Here is a 23,336-nt window from a genome sequence, read left to right as displayed (position 1 = left end):
CGGATGTGACGAGGGAGCCCCGGACCGGGTGGTCCGGGGCTCCCTCGTGTGCGGGGCGGGTCGCGCGGTTGTCGCCGTTCCCGGTGCGCGCGGTGTGATTCATACGGCAGGCTTGGGACATGGAGACACCGACCAGCGCCCGCCGGTTGGACCGGCTGCCCAAGGCCCACCTGCACCTGCACTTCACCGGGTCCATGCGCCACGACACACTCGTGGAGATGGCCGAGCGGCGGGGCGTGCACCTGCCCCAGGCCCTGGCCGAGGAGTGGCCGCCCAAACTGCGGGCCACAGACGAACGCGGCTGGTTCCGCTTCCAGCGCCTGTACGACATCGCCCGTTCGGTCCTACAGCGGCCAGAGGACATGTACCGCCTGTTGCTCGAAGCCGCCGAGGACGAACGGGAGGCCGGTTCGGGCTGGCTGGAGATCCAGGTCGACCCCAGCGGCTACGCTTCCCGCTTCGACGGGCTCACCGCCACCCTGGAACTCATCCTGGACGCGGCCCGCGTCGCCTCGGAGGCCACCGGTGTGGGCATCGGGATCATGGTGGCGGCCAACCGCACCCGGCATCCGTTGGACGCCCGTGCCCTGGCCCGGCTCGCTCGCCAGTACGCGGGCAGGGGCGTGGTCTCGTTCGGGCTCAACAACGACGAGCGCCGCGGTCGCGCGCGCGACTTCGAGGCCGCCTTCCGGATCGCCAAGCGCGCCGGCCTGCTGTCGGCCCCGCACGGTGGCGAGCTGAACGGCCCGCTCAGCGTGCGCGAGTGCCTGGACGAGCTGGACGCCGACCGCATCGGCCACGGGGTCCGGGCCATCGAAGACCCGTATCTGGTGGAGCGGATCGCCACCCAGGAGGTCACCCTGGAGGTGTGCCCGACCTCCAACGTGGGTCTGGGCGTGGTGGAGAAGGTGGACCACCTGCCGCTGCGCAGGCTCTACGACGCGGGGGTGCCGATCGCCCTGGGCACCGACGACCCCCTGTTGTTCGGCCCCCGTCTACTGGAGCAGTACCGGATCGCCCGCGAGGTGTTCGGGTTCGGCGACCCCGAGCTCGCCGATCTGGCCCGCATGTCGATCCGTGGTTCGGGCGCCCCGGACTCGTTGAAGAAGGAGATGCTCTCGGGCGTGGACGACTGGCTGGCGGCTCCGCCCGCCGTTTAGCTCCCCTGGTTCCTCCGCCGGCGCTTGGGCCCATGGCCGGGGTCAGGCGAGGAGGGCCCAAGCGCCCTGGGCGAGCATGGCGGCGCCGGCGACGAAGAACAGCACCGCGGCGCCGATCCTGATCGCCCTCTCGGGCAGCTTCTTGCCGAGGACGGCGCCGATGGCGATCGCGATCCCGTCGGCGGCGACCATGCCGACCGTGGAGCCGATCCACACCGGGAGCCAGTGGTGCTGGGTGCCGACGGTGATGGTGGCGAGCATGGTCTTGTCCCCGAGTTCGGCGACGAAGAAGATCAGGGCCACGGTCATGAAGGCGGAGCGGATCCGGCGGGAGGCGGCGCGTTCCTCGTCCTTGGCGGTCATCTCGTCGCCGCGCAGGGTCCACAGACCGAAGAAGAGGAAGGCCAGACCGGCGGCGAGGGTGAGCCAGTCGGTGGGCAGGGTCGCACCGAGGACCTCCGCGATGAAGACGCTGCCCAGGTGGACCACGGCGGTGGCGGCGGTGATGCCGAGGATGACCGTGAGGACGCGGTGGCGCGAGGCCAGGGACATCGCGACCAACTGGGTCTTGTCACCCATTTCCGCGATGAAGATGGCCACCGTGCTGAAACCGAGAGCGGCGAGAAAAGCCGACATGCTACTCCAACTGTCCTGGTTGGGCAGAAGGAGGCGGAGAACGCCCCTTCAACCCGGTCGATTCCTACCGGGTCAAAGGTCTCGTCCGCCCGCCTGAGCTGGGCTCACGCGGCCGGGACGGAAGGTCCAGTATGTCGACCGCGCGCATTGGGGACTACTCCCCTTCGACACGGCCGACATTACCAGCGGCTTTTTTTATCGGCAATTCGTTGATTCAGCGAATTGTTCAATTCGGCGAGGTGGAAAAGTGAGTTGGGAACGCCCAACTCCTTTCTTCGGAGCGTCGCTCCAGGCCGTATCGGGCGCGGTGCCGGACCTACAGGCTCACACCGACCATGACCGGCTCGTTGACCAGGCGCACCCCGAAGGCGGCCTCGACCCCGGCGCGCACCTCGCGGGCCAGGTCGAGCAGGTCGGCCGTGCTCGCACCACCGGGGTTGGTCAGGGCGAGGGTGTGCTTGCCGGAGATCCGCGCGGGACCGTCGCCGTAGCCCTTGGTGAATCCGGCCCGGTCGATCAGCCAGGCGGCGGAGAGCTTCACGTTGCCCTCGTCGTCGGGGTGCCCGGGGATCTCGGCGTCCGATCCCAGGCGTTCGAGGGCGCGCTCACGGAAGGCCGCGTACCGTTCCGGCGACAGGATCGGGTTGGTGAAGAACGAACCGGCGCTGCGGGTGTCCGGGTCGGCCGGGTCCAGCACCATGCCCTTGCCCCGACGCAGACCCAGGACGACCTCCCTGGCCTTCTCCAGCGGCACCCGCTCCCCCGCTTCGACGCCCATGGTGCGGGCGACCTCGGCGTAGCGCACGGGACGGCTGAGCGGTGCGCGACGCAGTTCGAAGACCACCTCGCACACCACGTAGCGGTCGTGGCCCTTGAAGGAACTGTCCCGGTAGGTGAACCCGCAGTCGGCGTTGGACATGGTCACCAGGTCACCGGTGGCGCGGTCCAGGACCAGCACCTCACGGATGGTCTGGCCGACGTCCTGGCCGTAGGCGCCGACGTTCTGGATGGGGGTGGAGCCGACCCGACCGGGGATGCCGGAGAGGAACTCGATGCCGTTGAGGCCCTCGGCGACGGCCCGTTCGACCAGGGGGTCCCAGTCCACGCCCGCGTCCGCGCGCAGCAGGACGACGGTCTCACCGGTCTCCGGGTCGGTCCCGGCCTCGGTCAGGGTGACCCCCTGGGAGGCGACCAGGATCACGGTTCCGGGGAAGCCGTCGTCGGCGATCACCAGGTTACTGCCGCCGCCCAGGACGAGCACCCGTTCACCGGCCCGCTCCGCGTCGGTGACCAGGCGGACCAGTTCGTCGGTCGTGGCTGCGGGGTGAAAGGCCTTGGCTGGACCACCCAGACCGAGCGTGGTGTGGTCGGCGAGCATCGTGGACACGGGCGTGGTACCTCTTCGTTCTCTGGAGGGTCAGGCGAGACGGACGACGGCGGTGGCCTTGGCGAGGACCTTGGCGCCACCGGACCGGGCGGTCAGCGCAACGGTGACGGTTCCGTCGTCGTTCTTGGACTTGACCTTGCCGCCGACGGTGATCTCGGCGCCGTCATCGTCGTCGGGGACGACCACGGGCGCGGAGAAGCGTACCGAGTAGTCGACGACGCCGCCGGGGTCCCCCGCCCAGTCGGTGATGACCCGACCGGCCTCGGCCATGGTGAACATGCCGTGCGCGATCACGTCGGGCAGGCCGACGGACTTGGCGAAGCGTTCGTTCCAGTGAATGAGGTTGAAGTCACCGGAGGCACCGGCGTAGCGGACCAGGTCCAGGCGGCGGACCGGGAAGGTCCGCTCCGGCAGCAGCGCGCCGGTCTCGACCTCGTCGTACTTGAGCCTGCTCATCCTCGTATCCCCGCTTCCTAGGATCCCCGGACGACGAGCATCATGCCCGCCGTCACCACGTGTTCGCCGTCGGCCGCCGTGGCCACCGTCTCCAGGGTGAGCAGCTCGTTGCCGCCCAGGGCCTTGATGTCGGTGATGCGGGTGACGGTGTTCAGGACGTCACCGGCGTACAGCGGGCGCTCGTAGTGGAAGCTCTGGTCGCCGTGGACGACCCGGGAGAAATCGACGCCCAGGTCGGGGTCGGCGATGGCCAGCGCGGAACCGGCCATGCCCAGGATCACCGGGAAGGTGGGCGGGGCGATGACGTCGGGGTGGCCCATGGCCTTCGCGGACTCGCGGTCCAGGTAGACCGGGTTGAGGTCGTTGATGGCCTCGGCGAACTCGCGGATCTTGCCGCGGGTCACCTCGTAGGTCTCGGGGGCGGGGTACTCCCGGCCGAGGTAGTCAGGGTTGATCGCCACGCTCTGCCTCTCGGATGTGGAAACGTCGGGGCTCGGCCGCCGTCGCGGAGAGGACCCCTGGACAACGAACAGCCCGGTGAGCGATTGGCTCACCGGGCTGGAGTCTACGAGAAGCTGTCGTTCCCTGCCTGGGACGACGACCCTCTTGCGGGACCTAGCGGGTCTCGCGGTGGTCGTTGTGCTTGCGGCAGTTCGGGCAGAACTTCTTGATCGTCAGACGGTCGGGGGTGTTCCGACGGTTCTTGCGCGTGATGTAGTTCCGGTGATTGCACTCCTGGCAGGCCAGGGTGATCTTCGGCCTCACGTCTGTGGCAGCCACTTCGGAGTGCCTTTCTCGCTGGAGACATTACCTTGACGCAGTGAAAAACTGCTGAGACCCACGACGACCCCTGAGTTTGACGCTCAGGGGTCAGTGGGTTGGTAGCGGGGGCCGGACTTGAACCGACGACACAGCGATTATGAGCCGCTTGCTCTACCGACTGAGCTACCCCGCCCCGATCAGACAACAGAGACATCCTATCGTGGATGTCTCCTGTTTCGGCCGGCGAAGTTCCACCGGCCGCCCACCTGAGTGGACCGGAACCTCATCAAGTGGTGGAGCCCCTTTACGGAATCGAACCGTAGACCTTCTCCTTACCATGGAGACGCTCTGCCGACTGAGCTAAAGGGGCACGCTGTGGGACTTTCTCTCGTCCGCCCCGGGGGTGTTGCCCCCTTGCGCTGGTCATGACTATACAGGGATTGAGGGGTGGTCTGCCAAATCGAAGGCCCGGGACCCCTCCCCTCGGCTTGCCCGAGGCCGCACCTGGATCACGTAACCCCTGGTCAGATCAGGTTTCTCGGGTTTCCCGAGAGCCTGTTCCAAGCCTCGAAAAACGGCCCGAATGTGACGCCGTGCACGCGCGCGAGGGGCCCCGGCGCCCCTCAGGCACCGTTCTCGGCAAGCCAGACGTTGGACATGGCGTCGCGGTTGATCGTGCGGATGTCCGCGGCCAGCCCCAGTCGGCGCAGTGCGTCCGACAATCGGGTGTCGTGGGTGAAGACGATGAGCTGCCGGTGTCGGCCCACCTCGGCCAGAACGGAGGCGAGCCCCTCCACGGTCTCGGTGTCCATGGCCTGGACCGGGTCGTCCAGCAGCAGGAACCCGAACGGGTTGCCCTCGACGAGGGTGCGCGGCAGGCAGATGGACAGCGCCAGTGCCTGGAACTCGCCCTGGCTGAGCAGCCCGGGCGCGCTGGTCTGGTCCTCCACCCCGTCGACGGACACGTCCACCTCGACCCTGCGACGGGCCCCACGGCCGATGAGCCGCATGCCCTGCAGGTCGATGTGGCGTTCCTGGCGCAACCGGAACCAGACCTGTTCGGCCTGGGCCGCGACCGGACCGAGCCGTTCGGCGCGCACCGTCCGGGCGTACTCGGTGAGCTGTCCGAGCGCGGCCTCCGCGTACGAGAGGGACTCGCTCGCCTTGATGGCGTCCTGGGCGTCGTCCAACCATGCGGAGAGCCGTTCGGCGAGGTCCGACCACCCGTCGGTGGGGTCCTCCAGGCGTTCGGACGCGTCCCGGCGCGCGCTGACCGCCGCCGCGCGGAGCCTGCGGCCCACGTCCTCGATGTGATCGGCGAGTTCGGCGAGGTCCTCGATGTCGGAACCGGACTCCCACAGCGACCACAGCTGACCGAGTTCGCTCTCCGGAGGGAGCCATCCGGGCATCGGGGAGAGCAGGAACCGGGCCTGGTCGCGGGCGACGTCGGCGCGTTCGTAGGCGGCCGAGGTGATCGCGGCCTGGGGGCGTAGCGCGCGCAGTTGGGCGTTGGCGCGCCGCACCCAGTCGGCCCCCAGCGCCCCGGTGGTGGCACAGGTGGGGCAGGTGGTCTCGGTGGGATGGCGCTTGTGGTGTTCCAACGCCTGTTCGAGGAGCTCGACCACCCCGTGGGCGTGGTCGCCCTTGGTACCGGCCGCCATGGCCAGTTCCATGGAGGCGCCCCGCAGCTCGTTGACGACGTCGCTCATGATGGCGCGTTCGGGGACGCTGAGCCGGCGCAGCCTGCGCATGACGACGTGTTGGGACGGGTCGCTGGGACCGTCGTCGGCGGCCAGTCGACGCAGGGCGTCCAGGTCCATGTCGGGCGCGGAGAGCAGCCGTACGCTCTGGGCCGCCCGAGGGTCGGCGGAGGCGCCGAGCGCCTCCAGGAGCGGCCTCAGGGCGCGCGAGGGATGGTCTCGGCGGCGGACGAGGCCGTCGCAGACCTTGGCGAGGCGACGCTCCGCCTCCGCGAGCCCGGTGATGCCCAGGAGCGCGGTGAGGGTGTCGTAGAGCTCGGCGGCGCGACCGGTGACGGTACGGCCGAGTTCGTCGTAGGACAGGAAGGGCCGGTAGCGGACCAGGTTCTCGCCCCAGTCGAGGGTGCGCAGCGGCGACACCTCGCCGTTGGGGTGCACGACCTCGCCGCGTGCGGAGCGAACGCTCTCACCGGTCCAGCGGCGACTGATCCGGGTGGGTCCGTGGTCCCCCGCGATGTGGATGTCGACGCTGGCCTCTGTGCGCTCGTCGTAGTGCAGGTTGCGCCAACCGTCTCGCCATCCCGTGGGCATGGCGTCCCAACGGGGGTTGCGACCGGTCAGGGCGGCTTCGGCGGCCTCGGCGAAGCTGGACTTGCCGGACCCGTTGCGGCCGACGATCACGGTGAGTCCGGGGCCGGCCGGGAAGGTGAGTTCGGCCGGGCGACCGATGCCGCGGAAACCCTGGACCCGGATGCCGGTGAGGTAGGCGCGACGCATCGAACCGGGCGGCGGACCGCTCGGGGGCTCGGGAACGGCCTCGGGGAAGTGCTCGCCCCGCAGGAGGGCCTCCAGGGCGTCCTCGCCCCACAGGGCGGCGTTGACCCAGGATCGGACCCGTGAGGGCACCCCGGAGCGCGCCAACGCCTCCAGGAGTCCCTTCGTGGTGGGGTCGTCGGCCCCGGGGGCGACCCCCCGGCCGTCCGGTCCTCCGTTCGCGCCCGCCTCGGGTCCCCGAGTCACCTTCGCCACCCCGCTCCGTTTCAGAACCTGCGTCAGCAGACTAGGGCAGGAAAGGATCAAGCCCGCTGGTGATGCCTACAACACGAGGCGTGGATCACACCCCCACCAGTTTCCTCCGGCTGCCGTCCCAGGTGAAGTGCAGGGTCGCGATTCCGGGCACGTTGGGGTCGCGCAGGCATTCGTAGATGTTGAGGCTGGGCACGCTCGCGAAGCAGCCCCAGACCCGTTCGGAGGTCAGCACGAAGTCGAGGTCGAGTTCGACCAAGAGACCGAGGAGCCTGCCGTGGGTGGGTTCGTCGACCTTGGCGAAGGCGTCGTCCAACAGGATCAGGCGAGGCGCCCAGGGCGCCCGGACCGCGAGGGCGTCGAAGTGGGCGGCCGCCCCCGCGAACAGCACCAGGTAGGCGACCACGCGCTGTTCGCCCTGGCTGAGGGCGGTGCGGTGGCCCAGACGGCGTTCGTCACCCGCGGAGTCGGTGACGTACACGGTGAACGTGAACCAGGACCGGTAGTCCAGGGCCGCGCGCAGTTGGGCACCGCCCGTGGCGGTCGGGTCGAGTCGACGGATCGCCTCGATGCAGCGGCGCAGCGCGTCGCGTAGACGGGTGGTCTGGACGCGGGTGCGTTCCTCCGGCGGTGTGGCCAGCAGGGGAACGACCGCCTCGACGTCGGCGCCCGCGTCGGGGGCCAGGCTCCAGTCCAGCCGCACGCCGAGACCGGCGGAGGTGGTGACGTCCTTGAGGACGTCGTTCATGGTGGTGATGAGGGCGCGGGCCTCGTCGATCTGGTGGGACAGGTGTCCGGCGAGCTCCCCGAGCAGGTGGCGTTCGAAGGCCTCCTCCTCCGCGATGGCGACGGCCTCCTCGGCCTTGGTCACGGACGCCGCGACGTGTTCGGCGTAGGCGGTGACGTCGTGGGCCCCGTCCTCGTCATGGACGGTGAGGCGTTTGACACCCCGGGGTTCGGTGAGTTCGGTGCGGGTCTGCGCCCGGCCGACGGAGGTGAGGAGACGCTGTAGGTCCTCACGGCTGCCGAGGATGGCGCTGTCGTCGACCTCGGTGACGTCGGTCTGCGCGGCCAGGCCGGTCTCCAGCCGTTCGACGAAGTCGGCGAGGAGGTCCAGGCGGGTGTCGGGGCCGACGGGTTCGGTGTCGGCTCCGGTCTCCAGGGCGGCCAGGTAGCGGGTCAGCGGGCCGTCGTCGGCGGCGCTGTCCTCCAGCCCGGCGGCGCGCAGCAGGACGGCGTCGGGACGGGTGTCCTCGGTCCCCTTGACCGCCTTGGCCGCGGGGTCGCCGAGGGTGGTGACCGCGCCGACCAGGTTCTCCCCCGTGGCGAGGGCGCGACGGACCTGTTCGGCCCGTTCGATGGTGGCCGCTTCCAGGCGCGCCTCGGCGGCCACCCGGTCATCGCGTGCTTGTTGGGCGCGGCGTTCGAGTTCGGGAAGGCGTTCAGCGGCCTCTTCGGCTCGGGCGCGGACCTGCTCTCGGGCAGCCTCGATCTGGTCGCCGGGCACTCCCCGCGCGCGATCGCCCAGTTCGAACTGGCGGCGCACGGTGATCATGTCGTCGATGGCGCCGGCCCGGGCGTCCTCGGCGGCCAGACGCGCCGATCGGGTGCGGCTCCAGGCCGCGACGTGACGTTCGTGGTCGGCCAGCTGCCAGGCGAGGACTTCGAGGTCGCGCAGGGCCGAGGCGATGAGGACGCGGAGGTGGTCCATGGCCCGCAGGGCGCTGTCGAGTTCGGCGCGCGTGGTGGGCAGACCCTCCGCCCCAGCGGCGTCCTTGAGGCGACGGCGAAGGTCGAGGAGCTCGGTACGGGCGTCGTCGGCGGTGGCTCGGGCGGTGTCGTGCGCGCGACGGGCCGCGGCGACGTCGGTGCGGCCCACGTCGAGGGTGGCCCAGGCCCGGACCAGGGGGGAGGCGTCCGGCAGGTCCCGCGAGACCTCCAGGAGTTCGGAGTAGGAGTGCTCCACCGCCCACCGTCGTTCGCCGGCTTCGGCGAGGAGGGCCTCGGCGATGGCCATGCGGCGGTCGGTGTTGGCGGTCTGACGGTCGCGGGCGCGTTTGCGGGCGGCCTCGCCGATGTACTCCGGTTCGGTCTTGGTGTGTGCTCCGGAGGCCACGCCCAGTCGCCAGCCGCCGGAGAGCGACATGGAGCTGACGGTGGCCACGGAGCTGTCCCGGCGGTGCTTGGCCTCGGTGTCCTCCGCGGAGGCACCGGTCGACTCCGAGCCCAGGGCGATGGAGGCCAGCAGGGCGCGCAGGTTGTCGTTGTCGACGCCACGGTCGGGGACGGCGACCGGTACGAGCACGTCGAAGAGGGTGCGGCCCTTGGCGGGGCGGGCCGGGGTGATCATGAGGTCGCGGGTGGCGGGGTCGTACAGGGTGCCGTCGGAGCGGATCCAACCGGCGAGCAGACCGCTGGCCTCCAGGGCGGCTTCGAGCCCGGCCTGTTCGCGGGTGGTGAGCCCGTTGGCGAAGTCGACGGCGAGGTGGAAGGGGACTCCGTCGGAGTCTGGGCGCGCGTAGGTGGCCCACGCGGGGCGCTCGGGTGCGGCGTCGGCGTTCTTGGCCTTGCGTTCGGCGAGCTCGGCGAGTTCGTCGGCGAGCTGGCCCTCCTCGTTGACGGCCACGTCACGTCGGGCGCGCAGCTCCTCCAGGAGCGGATCCACGGCGGTGTGGGCCAGGCGGGCGACCTTGGCCGGTACGTCGGGGTCCAGCACGCGCAGCGCGTCGGAGATGGGCAGCTCCACGCTGCCCTCCAGCTCGTGGATGGCGTCGCCCAGGGCGTGGGCGTGGCTGGAGTCGCGCAGGCGCGCGGCCCAGGTGCGAACGCCCTCGGCGTAGGCGGCGCTCTGTTCGCGCAGCCCGGTGATGGCGTCCTGTTCCCGGGTGTGGGTGTGTTCGAGGGTGGCCTGGGCGCTCTCCGACTCGCTGGTCAGGGCGACCAGGCGACGGTCCGCGGCGGTCTCGGCGCTGGTCAGGCCGGTGAGGCGGGCGGCCTGGTCGGTGCGGTCGGCCGCGGTGTCGGCGGCGGCGGTGAGCCGGTCGTGCAGCCGGCCCAGGTTCTCGCGCAGGTCGTCGAGGTCGATGCCGTCGACGGGGGCACGTTCCACGGCCTGTTCGAGGCCTTGGATGTCCACCCGGGTGGTGCTCTCGCGGGGTGCGTGCACGGTGGTGCGGGTGTCGGGGACCCGGCCCAGCGCGCGGGGATCCAGGCCGGCGGCCGTGGCGGCGCGACCGGCTTCGGCGTGGGTCTGTCGCAGGACGTCGAGGGCGCGTTCGACGGCGGAGACGTCCTCGCCCAACCGCTCGATCGCGTGGTCCTCGGTGGTGGCGGCGTGTTCGGCGGCGGCCCAGGCCGCCTCCGCGGCACGGATGTAGGCGCCCACGGCCGCGTCGTAGGCGCGACGTTCGTTGGCGGTGGCGGTGGCCGCGTCCTGCTGGGCGGAGGCGAGGGTTCCGTCGTCGGCCTCGGCGGTGTCGCGGGTGCGGCGGGCCTGGTCGCGTTCCTCGGAGATCTGGCTCTCGTCGGAGATGAGCTCGTCGAGTTCGGCGCGCAGCCGGTCGGTCTCGTCCACTCGTCGGTCACGGGCGTCGAGCTGTTCGCGGACCTCGGCGGCCCGGGCGCGCAGGGTGTGGACCAGGTAACCGTGATAGTCGGTGAGGAACTCGGCGATGCCGCCGTCGGCCTCGGTGAGGGCGTTCTTCTCCGCACGGGCCTGTTCGAGGTCGGAGATGTTGCGGGCCACCTCGTCCAGGACCGACTCGTCCATGGGCGGCAGGGCCTCGGAGAGCACGCCGACGAGTTCGCCCGCTTCCAGGCGGTCGCCGATGGTGGGGCGGCGCAGCCGGTAGAGCAGGTGGATGAGGTTGCGATAGCGGACGGAGTCGTCGATGCCGAACAGGGTTCGCATCACCCGTGCCCGGTAGGGGACCGCGCTGGTGAAGCAGTTGTCCGCGCCGATCTCCGAACGCAGCCGGTCCACGGGCTTGGGTCGGCCGTCCACGACCAGGTCCAGGTCGTGTCCGACCCGGCGTTCGGTGACGAAGAAGACGCAGCGCGGGTCGGAGTCGCCCACGGCGAGGACGGCCGCGCCCAGGGTGAGGTAACGGGGTTCCTCGCCCTCGGGTTCGGGTTCCGCGATGGGTTCGGCCTGCGCCGCGAGCAGGGCGGAGGCGGAGTTGGGTCCGGTGGTGCGGGCGGCGGCGTCCAGGCCGCGGTCCCCGCGCGCGGTGGTGAACTCCACCCACAGGTAGCCCAGGCGGGTGGCGGGGCCGGGGGTCGCGTCGCCGTCGTCGGAGGTGCCGTCGACGAGGTCCTCGGGGCCACCGAGCAGGTCCGGACCGGTCTCCTCCTCGATCGGGACACGGCCCGCGCGGGGGTCGTCGGACATCAGCCAACGCAGGCTCGTCCGGTTGGTGCCGGTGGTGTCCAGACGTCGCACGTCCCCGTCCAACAGGAACGGCAGCAGCATCTCCAGGGCCTTGGACTTGCCGGCGCCGTTGCGGCCGCGCAGCAGCAGCCGCCCCTCGGCGAAGTCCAGGACGTGGTCGTCGTACTGCCAGACGTTCCGGATGCCCGCGCGTTCGAGGCGGTAACGGGGGGTGGGGGCGGGGTCAGCCGGAGGCTTCCCGTGGGCCTGGCTCGTCTCCTGTGTCACCACTGGTCGCGCTCACCTTCTCGTTCGCCACCGCTTGCAGCACGGACGCCACCCGGTCGAGGTCGCTACGGGGGTCGTCCCGAGGCTCGGGCTCCTGTCGACCGGAACCGCGCGGTTGTTCTGGGTGTGTCCGGTCTTCGGGATGTGTCCGGCTGTCTTCGCCATTGTCCTGGATCCGGGGGACGCGATGGTCCACTTCCGCGCCGTACCTCGCGGCGACGGCCGTCAGTCTTCGGGCACCGGGTTCGCCCCGGAGCAGTCCGAGCCCGGTGAGAAGTTCCAGGACGAGGGCGAAGAGGCGTTCGGGCTCGGGGATCTCCGGCCCGGCGGTGCGCGCCCACTCCGCGCGCACCGGTGCGTCGGCGCCACCGAGCGCGTCCAGCGCGACCTGGAGTTCTCGCTCGGGGATGGGAACAGACGTGGTCGGGCGGCCGGGGTTCAACAGACCGGAGAGGTGACGGACCAGGGCCAGCGCGGTGTGTCCGACCGGGTCGTCGGAGGGGAAGCGCGGGCGGGCCATCGCCTCGTCGGGCATGACCAGGGCCACACCCTCGGCGCGGATCTCGGTGTCGCAGCCCAACAGGTTGCCCAGGGCGGACGCGGCCCGCCACTGGTGGGCGGCGAGCAGGTCGCGCTGCCGGTCGGAGAGTTCCTCTCGGTGCACGACGGCGGTCTCGGCGAGAAGGCGGCGCAGGGCGACCTCTCCCGCCTGGTCACTCTCGGGCTCGGGGTCGACCGCCTCCGCGAGGAAGGTGTCGGCGTCCGTGCCGGCCCGGGGCAGGTGCGCGGTGACCGTGCGCAGGGCCTCGGTGTCGGGGTCGAGTTCGGCGTCCATCGCGGCGTCGGCCTGGTGGGCTCCGATGGTGCCGGAGGTCTCGGTGAGCGCGCCGAGGTCGACCAGGTGGAGCAGGGCGGCGCAGTAGGCGCGGCGTTCGCCCAGGCCACGGGCGGGATCGGCGTCGATGCCCGCCTCATGGGCGGTCGCGCGCACGGTGGCGGCGAGGGAGCGCACGCTGACGGGTCCGTCGTGCTCGACCAGGACCGCGAGCGTCAGGGCGAGGTAGGTCAGGGCCCGGGGGGTGAGTCGGGAACCGTCCGCGCGGTTGATCGGTCCGGTGACCTCGTCGACGAGCCCGCGTTTGCCCAGACGGGCGTGGTCGTCGGCGACGGTGAGCCGATAGCCGAGCACGCGTTGGAAGCGCTGGACCAGCCACTCGTTGTGCGAGCGCACCAGGGAGAACTCGGCCGGGTGCGCGGCACGGGTGAGCAACGGGTGGGCCATGAGGGCGCGCGCGGCGGCCTGGCGTTCCCCGATGAGGGCGGCGTCTTCGCTGTAGGCGTTCGTCTCCATCACCCCCACCTCCGCGTCCAGGGTGTTTGCGTGGTGATCCCGATGGGACCGGTGTTCTGGGAGTCCGGGTCCGGCCCGGGGAGGCTATCGGTGTCGGTCGGCTCCTCGACAGGGGCCTGTGCGGTGTCCTCCTCCGGGGCCGCGAAGGCCGGGGGCACGGCGTGCGGTGTTCCGGTGGGCGGAGTTTCCGCGGGGGGCGGTTCGGACGGGACCGGTTCCACCGGTTCGGGGGTGTCCGAAACAGGTTCCGGAGTGGTGGTCGGGGTCCGGGCGACCGGACGTTCCGGCGGGTCGGGTGTGACGGCGCGGTCGGCGGGGACGTCGATGAAGTGCTGACCGTAGGGGGTCACGCACAGGCGCAGCCCCTCCAGGCTCAGGTCGCCGCCCTCGCCCCGGGCGGTGACCTCGGCGCCCGGCGCCGCGATTACGTGCAGGCGCAGGCCGAACTCCAGGTCACCGGCGGAGGTGGGACGCCGGGAGGCGTCACCCGAACCCAGAGCGGCGGTGAGGAGCTCCATGAGGACCTCCATGCCGGCGCCGGACAGGTCCAGACGGGCGTCGTCGCCGGTGGGCTCGGCCAGCAGGGAGCGGATCTGGTCGGCGCCCGCGCGGCGCCAGTGCGCCGAGGACTCGGCGGCGTCCCGAAGGCGAGCCTGTTGGGCGCGGTGGTCCCGGACCGGTTCGGGAGGGCGGGCACCGGGGTGCTCGGTGATGGTGCTGCGGTCGGGTTCCCCCTGCCACCAGCTGGTGGTCGCCGCGACGCTGTCGTCGACGCGTCCTTCCAGGTGACGGGCGGGGTGGAGGGCGAAGGCCGCGGTCGCCAAGGCTTCGGCGCGGTCCGGTTCCGCCTCCTCGAACCAGCCGGCCAGACGCAGCAAGGCGGCGCGTCCGTGCCGTGGCACCGGCCGATCGCCGTTGCCCCGTCCGTCGTCCGCGCGGTCGTTCGTCCACTGGTTGAGTCCCACAACTCAGCAGACTAGAGACCTCTCGGGCCCGCCACGCCCGGTTCGACTCCCTCCGCCCTCGGTGAGATTCCCTGACACCCGTTCTGAACAGGTGCTTTGTCCCAACTGTGGCGTTTGTAAGGATTCTACGAAGAGCCGGGGAACTCTTCGACGTCACCTCATCCCTGGACGCCTACTGCGGGACCCCGAGCCGGCCCTCGTCCGCCTGGTCGAAGGCCTCACGGGTCTCTTCGGGCATGTCGTCGTCGTAGTCGGTGATCGTGTACGTGGAGAAGTACATGGTGCCGTCGACGTCGACGGGATCGCCGAGTTCCACGTCCACGTCGTAGGGGTCGTCCTGGCACCCCTGGTCCATGCACCAGGTGCCCAGGACCTCGCCCTCTCCGCGGGCTCGACCCTCATCCCACTCGTCCCACTCCATGTCGGTGAAGGTGGTGAACTCGGTGGCCACGTACTCCGTGGGTCGCTGCTCGTCGAAACCGGCCTCGTCGCCGTAGAAGTTGAGGACCTGGACGTCCCCCTGGGTCGCCGCCTCACCCTCTTCGTCACGCTGGTCGTCGTCACGATCGTCGTGGTCGTCGTGCTCGTCGCGGTCACGTTCGTCGTCACCGTTGCCGTCCTCGGCCGGAACGTCGTCCCGGTCCGGCTCGTCCTGGTCGCCACAGGCGGAGAGCGCCAGTGCCAGGACCGCGCCGATCAGTAGTGCACGCTTCATGTCGCCTCCTGGGTCTCAAGTCCCCATCATCCCGGTGTGAACGCGAAAGGCCCCCCGGCACACGCCGGGGGGCCTTTCAACAACCCTGTTCCGTCATCGGGACCGGATCGGACCCGTCGGACTCGGGCTACTAGTAGTAGCCGTTGCCCTTGTCGCCCTCGTGACCCTTGTGGTCCTCGTGGCCTTCGTCACCCTCATCGTCACGGTCGTGTTCGATGTTGGTGCTCGTCGGACCGTTGACGCAGTCACCGGCGGTCTGCGGCGACAGGATCGGCACGTTGGCGCCGACCAGGCCGACGGCCAGCTCGGTGTTGCACAGCTGGACCGGAACCAACTGCAGGTTCTGGTTGAACTGCTGGTCGCCACCGTGCGAGGCGAAGGCCGGCGCGGTCGCGAGCATCGCACCCATGGCGATACCGGCGATGGCGGTGGCGGCGGTGAACTTGCGCAGCATCTACGGATCCCTAGTCGATGTTGGTGCTGATGGGGCCGTTGACGCAGTCGCCCGTGGTCTGCGGCGACAGGATCGGCGCGTTGACACCGGCGAGGAGTCCGACGGCCAGCTCGGTGTTGCACAGCTGGACCGGGACGGCCTGCAGGTTCTGGTTGTACTGCTGGTCGCCACCGTGCGAGGCGGACGCCGGAGCGGCGGCGAGCATGGCGCCGAAGGCGATACCGGCGATGGCGGTGGCGGCGGTGAACTTACGCATTCTGGGAACTCTCCTAGTCGATGTTGGTGCTGATGGGACCGTTGACGCAGTCGCCCGTGGTCTGCGGCGACAGGATCGGCACGTTCACACCGACCAGGCCCACGGCGGCGCTGGTGTTGCACAGCTGCACCGGGACGGCCTGCAGGTTCTGGTTGTACTGCTGGTCGCCACCGTGCGAGGCGGAGGCCGGAGTGGCGGCCAGAATGGCGGAGAAAGCGGCACCAGCGACGAGGCCGGCAACGCCGAGCTTACGCAGCATTGAATTACCTTTCGGAAGAATTTGGGATAGCGTATCGGTCGGACCGATTGCCGGAACTAGCTGATGTTGGTGCCGATGGGGCCGTTCACGCAGTCGCCCGTGGTCTGCGGCGACAGGATCGGCACGGTGACGGCGACCAGACCGACGCTGCCGGTCAGGTTGCAGGACTGAACCGGAACCAGCTGCAGGTTCTGGTTGAACTGCTGGTCACCACCGTGCGAGGCGTGCGCGGGAGCTCCCATGAGGAGCGCGCCCATCGCGGCACCGGCGACCAGGCCAGCAGCGGTCAGCTTCTTGATCATGTTTCCCCCGAGAAATCATGCGAGGCATTGACAGAAAAAGACGCAGGCGCTTCTTGCACCTGTGTCGCGGTGGACTGTGGCAATCATTATCCGGCCCCGCTTTTTTGTCAACGCCGAAACTCGGAAGTCATTTTGTCCATATTGCCGGATCAATTCTTTTCGTCAGGCAACCCAAATACGACAATGCGCTGATTTATCAGCCCAGCCGAGCCGCTCCGCCATCCCACGAAAATCACTCAGGGTGATCACTCTGTGGCCCTGGCGTAACACCTTCGCGACCACCCGAATCCCCCGAGCACCACGGCGGTCGCGGCGAACAGGCCCGAAACCACGACGCGTCGTCGCCTCATACCGCCGGCCCTGATCCATCGGCTCTCGACAGTGGTCGCGTGGTCGCGTGGTCGAGTCGGCGAGCACGCCGCGATGCGCCTGGGAGTCGATGTGGTCGCGCCGCCCCTCGGGGCACCCTCCCGCGAGGCGGTCCTGGGGGGCAGGGAACGCGAAAGGCCCCGGTGGCCAGCGTTTCCGCTGTTCACCGGGGCCTTCCCCAGGGTGGCAGGTGAAGGATTCGAACCTTCGAAGGCTAAGCCGACGGATTTACAGTCCGCTCCCATTGGCCGCTCGGGCAACCTGCCTGGGCTGCGGCGACGTGTGTGTCGCTGCGCATGAATGACAATAGCGGATGATCGGCCCCAACCTGAAATCGGATCCTGAGGCGCGTCCCCCACCAGCGGCTTCGGGTGTGCGCGGCGGGGCGCGGCTAAGCTCTGAAGCCGGCCCGCACCGGGCCGAACAGACGTGCACGGGTATCGCCCGTGACCCACGAGAGCTAGCGGGGTGTGAGAGTACGTGGCCGCCGAATCCAGTTTCGACGTGGTGTCCAAGCTCGACCGTCAGGAGGTCGACAACGCCCTGAACCAGACAGGCAAGGAGCTGGCCCAGCGGTTCGACTTCAAGGGCACCGGGACCACCATCGCCTGGCAGGGTGAGAACGGCATCGAGATCAAGAGCAGCGCCGAGGAACGCGCCACGGCCGCCCTGGAGGTCTTCAAGGAGAAGCTGATCAAGCGCAAGATCTCCCTGAAGGTCCTGGACGCCGTCGAGGAGCCCAAGCCCTCGGGCAAGGAGTACCGCCTCCCGGTGAACCTCAAGGAGGGGATCACCACCGAGGACGCCAAGAAGATCTCCAAGCTCATCCGCGACGAGGGACCCAAGGGTGTCAAGGCGCAGATCCAGGGCGAGGAACTTCGGGTCAGCGCCAAGAAGAAGGACGACCTCCAGAACGTCATGACGCTCATCAAGGAGAAGGACTTCGACCTGGCCCTCCAGTTCGTCAACTACCGCTGACGCACCGACGTTCGACGGCCGCCCGCCATCGGCGGGCGGCCGTCGTCGTGTTCAGCCCAGGTCCCACTTGCGGCGCAGCTCGCGCAGGCGTCGGATCCGCTCGGCGATCGGTGGGTGCGCCGAGAACAACCGGCCCACCGGCCCGGGAAACGGGTTGGTCGTCATCAGGTGCGCCGTGGCCAACAGCACCCGCTCCCGTGGCAGCGGGTGGGCCCGGTTGCCGGACTCCAGCTTGCGCAGCGCGTCGGCGAGCCCCAACGGGTCCCCGGTGAGTTCGGCGGCGTGCTCGTCGGCACGGAACTCTCGGGCCCGTCCCACGCCGCAGTAGACGACCACGCCCGCGAGCGGCGCCAGCACGGCCAGCATCAGCCCTCCCAGGAGGTTGGGCATGTCCGTCTCCTCGGACTCCCCCAACGGCAGCAGGAAGGTCACGAGGGTGAGCGCGGTGATGAGGGTGGTCAAGGTCGCCGCGACCGAGCTGAGCAGTGTGTCGTGCGAGCGGATGTGCGCCAACTCGTGGGCGATCACGCCGCGCAGCTCACGTTCGTCGAGGACGCGCAGCAACCCGGTCGTGCAGCACAGGGACGCCCGGCGCGGACTGCCCCCGGTGGCGAAGGCGTTGGGCGTGCGCACCGGCGCCAGGTACAACTTCGGCATCGGCTGCTTGGCGGCCGTGGCCAGTTCCCGAACGATCCGATACAGCTCCGGGCGCTCGATCTCGCTGACCGGTCGGGCCCGCATCGCCCGCAACGCCAGGGATTCCCCGAACAGGTAGACGAGGATCCCCGCGCACAGCACCAGGGCGATCGCGATCTGGACGCCCTTCTGGGCACCGCAGAACCAGCCGACCACGACGATGAGCGCCGAGGCTCCGGCGAACAGGCCGACCGCGCGGACCGCGTTGACGTGCACGCGCCCTCCCTTCCGGTGTTCGCCGGTGTCCGGCTTTTGATGCGTACATGGTGACAAACGTGCGGGTCGGCGTCTCGCGTTCCCCATGTGACCGGTCGGTGTCGCGGTCCGCGCCATCAGCGCGCGAACACGGGCCGAACGGGCGTGTGTGACAATCGCCACCCGCCCGGCCTCCGACCGGCATCGACGACCTATAGTGCGAACGTGGTCCTCGTCACTACGCGCACCGAGGGGACGGAAGAACTCCGTCCTCGTGGTGGGTGGTGGGCCGTGTCGTCGAAGGTCGGCAGCCACGCGCGATCCGGCCGCGGTACCCGCACCGCACACGCCGCACCGGGTTGGCGCACCCGGCGCGTGTGGGGGCCACGACCGAAGTCCCCGCCCCCGACCATGGCATCCGGCCCGCGACGGTGCGGTCCGGCCGGGGGTGGAACACCCGAGCGCCGCCGCCTCCACGACCGGCGGCTCACCGAGGAGGTCGTCGATCTCAGTGGCCAAACAGATCGAACAGCTCGACCGCGTCATCATCCGCTTCGCCGGCGACTCCGGCGACGGCATGCAGTTGACCGGTGACCGATTCACCCAGGAGACCGCGTCGTTCGGCAACGACCTGTCGACCCTGCCGAACTTCCCGGCGGAGATCCGCGCTCCGGCCGGCACCCTTCCCGGTGTCTCCAGCTTCCAGTTGCACTTCGCCGACCACGACATCGTGACCCCGGGGGACGCCCCGGACGTATTGGTGGCGATGAACCCGGCCGCGCTCAAGGCCAACCTCGGCGACGTGCCCAAGGGCGCCACCATCATCGTCAACACCGACGAGTTCACCAAGCGCAGTCTGACCAAGGTCGGCTACGTCTCCGACCCGCTCACCGACGGGACCCTCGACGGGTTCAAGGTGAGCGCGGTGGGGCTGACCTCGATGACGGTGGCGGCCCTGGCCGATTCCGACATCTCCAAGAAGGACGCCCAGCGCGCGAAGAACATGTTCGCCCTGGGTTTGTTGTCCTGGATGTACAACCGCCCGACGGAGGGGACGACCTCGTTCCTGAAGTCGAAGTTCGCGAGCAAGCCGGACATCCTCGACGCCAACCTCAAGGCCTTCCGGGCGGGGTGGAACTTCGGGGAGACCACGGAGGACTTCGCGGTCTCCTACGAGATCAAACCGGCCCGGCTGCCCTCGGGTACCTACCGCAACATCACCGGGAACCTGGCCACGGCCTACGGGCTCATCGCCGGGTCCAAGCGTTCCGGGCTCCCCCTGTTCCTGGGCTCCTACCCGATCACCCCGGCCTCGGACATCCTGCACGAGTTGTCCAAGCACAAGCGGTTCGGGGTGCGCACCTTCCAGGCCGAGGACGAGATCGCGGGGGTGGGCGCGGCCCTGGGCGCCTCCTTCGGCGGATCGCTCGGCGTGACCACCACCTCCGGGCCCGGCATGGTGCTCAAGCAGGAGACCGTGGGGCTGGCCGTGATGACGGAACTCCCCCTGCTCATCGTGGACGTGCAGCGGGCCGGCCCGAGCACCGGCATGCCCACCAAGACCGAGCAGACCGACCTGTTGATGGCCATGTACGGGCGCAACGGCGAGTCCCCCGTCCCGGTGGTGGCGCCCTCCTCCCCCGCGGACTGCTTCGACGCGGCGATCGAGGCCACCCGGCTGGCGGTGAAGTACCGCACGCCGGTGGTGGTGCTCTCCGACGGCTACCTCGCCAACGGCTCCGAGCCGTGGCGACTGCCGGACGTGGCGGACCTTCCGGTCATCGAACCGGACCTGGCCACCGAACCGAACGGTCCGGACGGCACCTACCTGCCCTACCTGCGCGACGAGGACACCCTGGCCCGCCCGTGGGCGGTTCCGGGCACGCCCGGGTTGGAACACCGCATCGGCGGCATCGAGAAGCACGCCCAGAGCGGCGACATCTCCTACACCCCCGGCAACCACGACCTCATGGTCCGCACCCGGCAGGCCAAGATCGACGCCATCGCGCGGGACATCCCCGAACTGGAGGTGTCCGATCCCACCGGGGACGCGGAGGTGCTCGTGCTGGGCTGGGGTGGCACCTACGGGTCCATCACCGCCGGGGTGCGACGGGTACGGCGGGCGGGCGGCCGTGTGGCCCAGGCCCACCTGCGCCACCTCAACCCGTTCCCCGCGAACCTGGGCGAGGTGCTCGGGCGCTACGAGCGCGTGGTGGTGCCCGAGATCAACCTGGGCCAGCTGGCGCTGCTGCTGCGCGGCCGCTTCCTGGTCGACGTCATCGGTTACAACAAGGTCCGTGGTCTTCCCTTCAAGGCGGAGGAGCTCGCGGGTGTGCTGCAGGAGGTCATCGACCGTGACTGAGAATCCGAACGGAACCGGGCACGTTCACGACGAGGACGGCCTCGCCGGACTGCGACTGGTGCCCAAGACCGACGCCCCGTACAAGATGAAGGACTTCAAGTCCGACCAAGAGGTGCGCTGGTGCCCGGGCTGCGGTGACTACGCGATCCTGGCCGCGTTCCAATCGTTCCTGCCGCAGCTGGGGGTGCCGCGGGAGAACATCGTGATGGTGTCCGGGATCGGCTGCTCCTCTCGGTTCCCGTACTACCTGAGCACGTACGGCGTGCACTCGATCCACGGGCGCGCCCCGGCGATCGCGACGGGGTTGGCCACGAGCCGGCCGGACCTGTCGGTGTGGGTGATCACCGGCGACGGCGACGGACTGTCGATCGGCGGCAACCACCTCATCCACGCGCTGCGTCGCAACGTCAACATCAACATCCTCCTGTTCAACAACCGCATCTACGGGCTCACCAAGGGCCAGTACTCCCCCACCTCCGAGGCCGGGAAGATCACCAAATCCTCACCGGTGGGGTCGCTGGACCACCCGTTCAATCCGCTGTCGTTGGCGCTGGGCGCGGAGGCGGGGTTCGTGGCCCGGACCGTGGACTCGGACCGCAAGCACCTGACGTCGGTGCTGCGGGCCGCCGCCGACCACCCCGGCGCTTCGTTCGTGGAGATCTACCAGAACTGCCCGATCTTCAACGACGACGCCTTCGAGCCGTTGAAGGACGCGTCCTCGCGGGACCTGAGACTGCTGCGGATGGAGCACGGCGAGCCGCTGCGGCTGGGGCCGGATCGCGGTGTGGTCGCGGGCGAGTTCGGCGGCCTGGAGGTCGTCGACGTGGCCGAGGTCGGTGAGGAGCGGTTGATCCGCCACGACGCGCACCGGGAGGACCCGGGTTACGCGTTCGCGCTGTCGAGGCTGGATCGGCCGGCCTTCGAACACGTGCCGATCGGGGTGTTCCGGGACGTGCGCCGGCCCACCTACGACGATCTGTTGAACGAGCAGATCGAGGACGCGCGGTCCGAACGCGGCGACGGTGAGTTGGCCGCGTTGCTGGCCGGCGGTGACACCTGGACCGTGGACTAGTGGGATAGGGGCCCGGTGGTCGCCCGATCACGAGGCCGATCGTCAGGTCGCTCCGGTATTCCCCCGGACGGCGTCGAGAAGTTCACAGGCGACGTCCGGGGCGGCCCTCGGTCCACCGCGGGTGAAGGCAATACGCTGCCCCCATGCGAATCGTCATCGTCGGAGGACACGGGAAGATCGCGCTGCGACTGGCCAGGCAGTTGGCCGACCGCGGCGACACCCCCGTGGGCCTCATCCGTAACCCCGACCATTCCCAGGACATCGTCGACGCCGGGGCCGAGCCGGTCGTGATCGACCTGGAGCAGGCCACCGTGACCGAGCTGACCGAGAAGATCATGGGCGCCGACGCCGTGGTGTTCGCGGCCGGCGCCGGACCGGGCAGCGGCGCGGAGCGCAAGGAGACCGTCGACCACAAGGCGGCGGTGCTGACCGCCGACGCCGCCGCCCTCGCCGGGGTGCGCCGTCTCGTCCAGGTGTCGGCGATCAACGTGGACAAGCCGGTTCCGGAGGACACCGGTGAGGTCTGGAAGGCGTATGTGGCGGCGAAGAAGGCCGCCGACGACGACCTCCGTCAGCGCGACCTCGACCTGGACTGGACGATCCTGCGTCCCGGAGGACTGACGGACGACTCCGGAACCGGTCGGGTGGACCTGGGTGAGGAGGTCGAGCGCGACACTGTGACCCGTGACGACGTCGCCGCCGTGATCGTCGCACTTTTGGACGAACCAGGAACCGTCGGCCGGGTTCTCAATCTGGTGAACGGTGAGACGCCCGTCGTCGAAGCCGTCCGCGCCGCCGCCGGCTGATCCTTGACCGCGTATCGCGGGGGCGGGGATCCGTTCGGTCTCTGTGGCCAGATGCACCTATAGAAGGCATGATGGTTTCGGAGCCCGGCGGAATCCCGCCACGGTGGACGCGGACGACCGGGAACGCCCCGACGGGTGAATCAGCTCCGCAGAGCAGATGGGTACGGTTTTCATGAGCGTCACACAGGTCGTCAGGGATAGCACGGTCGTCGAACACGCCAAGGTCGCCGCGCAGCAGAAGCGCCGGATGTTCATCATCCAGCTGGACGTCAACGCCTACGACGAGGCTTCGAGCAAGCTGCGTCCAGGGCTGACCCGCATCCTTGAGGGGATCGAGGAGGCCGGCTGGCGTCTGGACCTGATCACCCCGAGCGAGAACGGGGAGTCCCAGGCCGCCCGCCTGTTCATCTTCCGCCCCGACGCCGAGGCGCTGAAGGCGAAGGAGTCGGCGCAGGCCGAGGCCCAGCAGCCGCAACAACCCCAGCATCCGCAGGACGGGACGGGGCAGCAGGCCGCCTACCCGCAGCACCCCACGGGTGCGCAGCAGCCGGACCCGTACGCGGGTTACGGCCAGGGTTACGGTCAGCAGCCGCAGCAGTACCCGGGCTATGACCAGCATCAATACCCCGGATACGGGCAGCAGCAGCCGGGGTACGGGCAGCAGCCCGGCTACGGCCAGCAGTACCCGGGTTACGGCCAGCAGGGCTGGTAGTCCCACCAGGTCCTCGGGCCCGTACGGCGGATCCGCCGTACGGGCCTTTTTGTGCGTTCC

21 protein-coding genes and 3 tRNA genes are annotated in these 23,336 nt (G+C 69.8%); 6 read left to right on the top strand and 18 right to left on the bottom strand.

The window, feature by feature from the left end; all coding sequences use genetic code 11:
• The first annotated feature begins 119 nt into the window (after positions 1–119).
• Positions 120–1,160 carry an adenosine deaminase gene (locus ACWGKS_RS18005; RefSeq protein WP_452456353.1) on the top strand — a complete coding sequence of 347 codons (1,041 nt, stop codon included), beginning with the start codon at positions 120–122 and terminating at the stop codon, positions 1,158–1,160.
• A 42-nt stretch (positions 1,161–1,202) separates the two neighbouring features.
• Here the strand turns inward: ACWGKS_RS18005 and ACWGKS_RS18000 are convergent, their stop codons facing one another.
• The 17 genes from ACWGKS_RS18000 to ACWGKS_RS17920 form a co-directional block, all read right to left on the bottom strand.
• On the bottom strand, positions 1,203–1,796 hold the full coding sequence (locus ACWGKS_RS18000; protein ID WP_358506815.1) for a TMEM165/GDT1 family protein: 594 nt from the start codon (positions 1,794–1,796) through the stop codon (positions 1,203–1,205).
• A gap of 316 nt (positions 1,797–2,112) precedes the next feature.
• On the bottom strand, positions 2,113–3,174 hold the full coding sequence (locus ACWGKS_RS17995) for a UDP-N-acetylmuramate dehydrogenase (RefSeq protein ID WP_358506855.1): 1,062 nt from the start codon (positions 3,172–3,174) through the stop codon (positions 2,113–2,115).
• A gap of 39 nt (positions 3,175–3,213) precedes the next feature.
• Positions 3,214–3,639 (bottom strand): MaoC family dehydratase, encoded by a 426-nt coding sequence (locus ACWGKS_RS17990; RefSeq protein WP_358506817.1) that lies wholly within the window; start codon positions 3,637–3,639, stop codon positions 3,214–3,216.
• A gap of 17 nt (positions 3,640–3,656) precedes the next feature.
• The gene (locus tag ACWGKS_RS17985; protein ID WP_067597708.1) at positions 3,657–4,100 is read right to left on the bottom strand and encodes a MaoC family dehydratase N-terminal domain-containing protein; all 444 of its coding nucleotides are present in this window, start codon (positions 4,098–4,100) and stop codon (positions 3,657–3,659) included.
• A gap of 154 nt (positions 4,101–4,254) precedes the next feature.
• Positions 4,255–4,419: a 50S ribosomal protein L33 gene (gene rpmG / locus ACWGKS_RS17980; protein WP_026117477.1), complete on the bottom strand. Its 165-nt coding sequence runs from the start codon at positions 4,417–4,419 to the stop codon at positions 4,255–4,257.
• 99 nt (positions 4,420–4,518) lie between these two features.
• Positions 4,519–4,594 (bottom strand) — tRNA-Met (locus ACWGKS_RS17975).
• A 101-nt stretch (positions 4,595–4,695) separates the two neighbouring features.
• Positions 4,696–4,771: transfer RNA gene (locus ACWGKS_RS17970), tRNA-Thr, on the bottom strand.
• Between the two features lie 253 nt (positions 4,772–5,024).
• Positions 5,025–7,130, bottom strand: a complete 2,106-nt coding sequence (locus ACWGKS_RS17965) for an AAA family ATPase (RefSeq protein WP_358506819.1) — start codon at positions 7,128–7,130, stop codon at positions 5,025–5,027.
• A gap of 85 nt (positions 7,131–7,215) precedes the next feature.
• Positions 7,216–11,787: a TIGR02680 family protein gene (locus tag ACWGKS_RS17960; protein WP_452523258.1), complete on the bottom strand. Its 4,572-nt coding sequence runs from the start codon at positions 11,785–11,787 to the stop codon at positions 7,216–7,218.
• On the bottom strand, positions 11,741–13,135 hold the full coding sequence (locus ACWGKS_RS17955; RefSeq protein ID WP_452523257.1) for a TIGR02678 family protein: 1,395 nt from the start codon (positions 13,133–13,135) through the stop codon (positions 11,741–11,743). Before ACWGKS_RS17955 ends, ACWGKS_RS17960 begins: the two co-directional genes overlap by 47 nt.
• Entirely contained in the window at positions 13,135–14,100 is a 966-nt protein-coding gene (locus tag ACWGKS_RS17950) for a DUF2397 family protein (protein ID WP_452523255.1), read from the bottom strand. Before ACWGKS_RS17950 ends, ACWGKS_RS17955 begins: the two co-directional genes overlap by 1 nt.
• Positions 14,101–14,272: 172 nt before the next feature.
• Positions 14,273–14,815, bottom strand: coding sequence for a hypothetical protein (locus ACWGKS_RS17945; protein ID WP_452456355.1), 543 nt, complete (start codon positions 14,813–14,815; stop codon positions 14,273–14,275).
• A gap of 130 nt (positions 14,816–14,945) precedes the next feature.
• The gene (locus ACWGKS_RS17940; protein WP_358506829.1) at positions 14,946–15,269 is read right to left on the bottom strand and encodes a hypothetical protein; all 324 of its coding nucleotides are present in this window, start codon (positions 15,267–15,269) and stop codon (positions 14,946–14,948) included.
• Positions 15,270–15,279: 10 nt separating this feature from the next.
• Positions 15,280–15,525: a hypothetical protein gene (locus tag ACWGKS_RS17935; protein ID WP_358506831.1), complete on the bottom strand. Its 246-nt coding sequence runs from the start codon at positions 15,523–15,525 to the stop codon at positions 15,280–15,282.
• Between the two features lie 13 nt (positions 15,526–15,538).
• A complete protein-coding gene (locus ACWGKS_RS17930) occupies positions 15,539–15,784 on the bottom strand; it encodes a hypothetical protein (protein WP_358506833.1) in 246 nt (81 codons plus the stop codon).
• Between the two features lie 56 nt (positions 15,785–15,840).
• Entirely contained in the window at positions 15,841–16,086 is a 246-nt protein-coding gene (locus ACWGKS_RS17925) for a hypothetical protein (protein WP_358506834.1), read from the bottom strand.
• Positions 16,087–16,639: 553 nt separating this feature from the next.
• A tRNA-Tyr gene (locus ACWGKS_RS17920) sits at positions 16,640–16,721 on the bottom strand.
• Between the two features lie 214 nt (positions 16,722–16,935).
• Between ACWGKS_RS17920 and ACWGKS_RS17915 the strand changes: the two genes are divergently transcribed.
• On the top strand, positions 16,936–17,433 hold the full coding sequence (locus tag ACWGKS_RS17915; RefSeq protein WP_358506836.1) for a YajQ family cyclic di-GMP-binding protein: 498 nt from the start codon (positions 16,936–16,938) through the stop codon (positions 17,431–17,433).
• A 51-nt stretch (positions 17,434–17,484) separates the two neighbouring features.
• Here the strand turns inward: ACWGKS_RS17915 and ACWGKS_RS17910 are convergent, their stop codons facing one another.
• A complete protein-coding gene (locus ACWGKS_RS17910) occupies positions 17,485–18,345 on the bottom strand; it encodes a M48 family metalloprotease (RefSeq protein WP_358507646.1) in 861 nt (286 codons plus the stop codon).
• Positions 18,346–18,835: 490 nt separating this feature from the next.
• Here ACWGKS_RS17910 and ACWGKS_RS17905 point away from each other — a divergent pair, with 490 nt between their 5' ends.
• From ACWGKS_RS17905 to ACWGKS_RS17890, 4 genes are all read left to right on the top strand, one after another.
• Positions 18,836–20,686 carry a 2-oxoacid:acceptor oxidoreductase subunit alpha gene (locus ACWGKS_RS17905; protein WP_358507647.1) on the top strand — a complete coding sequence of 617 codons (1,851 nt, stop codon included), beginning with the start codon at positions 18,836–18,838 and terminating at the stop codon, positions 20,684–20,686.
• Complete coding sequence (locus ACWGKS_RS17900; RefSeq protein ID WP_358507649.1) at positions 20,679–21,758, top strand: 2-oxoacid:ferredoxin oxidoreductase subunit beta; 1,080 nt, start codon at positions 20,679–20,681, stop codon at positions 21,756–21,758. The genes ACWGKS_RS17905 and ACWGKS_RS17900 overlap by 8 nt, the downstream gene beginning before the upstream one ends.
• A 143-nt stretch (positions 21,759–21,901) precedes the next feature.
• Positions 21,902–22,564, top strand: a complete 663-nt coding sequence (locus ACWGKS_RS17895; RefSeq protein WP_452523250.1) for an NAD(P)H-binding protein — start codon at positions 21,902–21,904, stop codon at positions 22,562–22,564.
• Between the two features lie 172 nt (positions 22,565–22,736).
• Positions 22,737–23,276 carry a hypothetical protein gene (locus tag ACWGKS_RS17890; protein WP_358507652.1) on the top strand — a complete coding sequence of 180 codons (540 nt, stop codon included), beginning with the start codon at positions 22,737–22,739 and terminating at the stop codon, positions 23,274–23,276.
• Positions 23,277–23,336: the final 60 nt, after the last annotated feature.

The sequence above is a fragment of the Nocardiopsis sp. NPDC055879 genome (assembly GCF_053615935.1).
The sequence above is the reverse complement of the archived record's forward strand: the minus strand, read 5'-3'. Positions and strand labels throughout refer to the sequence as shown.

Excerpts from the sequence above, each read along its gene's own strand:
- ACWGKS_RS17945 (WP_452456355.1), bottom strand. The coding sequence starts at position 14,815 with ATGAAGCGTGCACTACTGATCGGCGCGGTCCTGGCACTGGCGCTCTCC.
- ACWGKS_RS18000 (WP_358506815.1), bottom strand. The coding sequence starts at position 1,796 with ATGTCGGCTTTTCTCGCCGCTCTCGGTTTCAGCACGGTGGCCATCTTC.
- ACWGKS_RS17895 (WP_452523250.1), top strand. The coding sequence starts at position 21,902 with ATGCGAATCGTCATCGTCGGAGGACACGGGAAGATCGCGCTGCGACTG.
- ACWGKS_RS17930 (WP_358506833.1), bottom strand. The coding sequence starts at position 15,784 with ATGCTGCGTAAGCTCGGCGTTGCCGGCCTCGTCGCTGGTGCCGCTTTC.
- ACWGKS_RS17955 (WP_452523257.1), bottom strand. The coding sequence starts at position 13,135 with ATGGAGACGAACGCCTACAGCGAAGACGCCGCCCTCATCGGGGAACGC.
- ACWGKS_RS17990 (WP_358506817.1), bottom strand. The coding sequence starts at position 3,639 with ATGAGCAGGCTCAAGTACGACGAGGTCGAGACCGGCGCGCTGCTGCCG.
- ACWGKS_RS17890 (WP_358507652.1), top strand. The coding sequence starts at position 22,737 with ATGAGCGTCACACAGGTCGTCAGGGATAGCACGGTCGTCGAACACGCC.
- ACWGKS_RS17935 (WP_358506831.1), bottom strand. The coding sequence starts at position 15,525 with ATGCGTAAGTTCACCGCCGCCACCGCCATCGCCGGTATCGCCTTCGGC.
- ACWGKS_RS17940 (WP_358506829.1), bottom strand. The coding sequence starts at position 15,269 with ATGCTGCGCAAGTTCACCGCCGCCACCGCCATCGCCGGTATCGCCATG.
- ACWGKS_RS17925 (WP_358506834.1), bottom strand. The coding sequence starts at position 16,086 with ATGATCAAGAAGCTGACCGCTGCTGGCCTGGTCGCCGGTGCCGCGATG.
- ACWGKS_RS18005 (WP_452456353.1), top strand. The coding sequence starts at position 120 with ATGGAGACACCGACCAGCGCCCGCCGGTTGGACCGGCTGCCCAAGGCC.
- ACWGKS_RS17995 (WP_358506855.1), bottom strand. The coding sequence starts at position 3,174 with ATGCTCGCCGACCACACCACGCTCGGTCTGGGTGGTCCAGCCAAGGCC.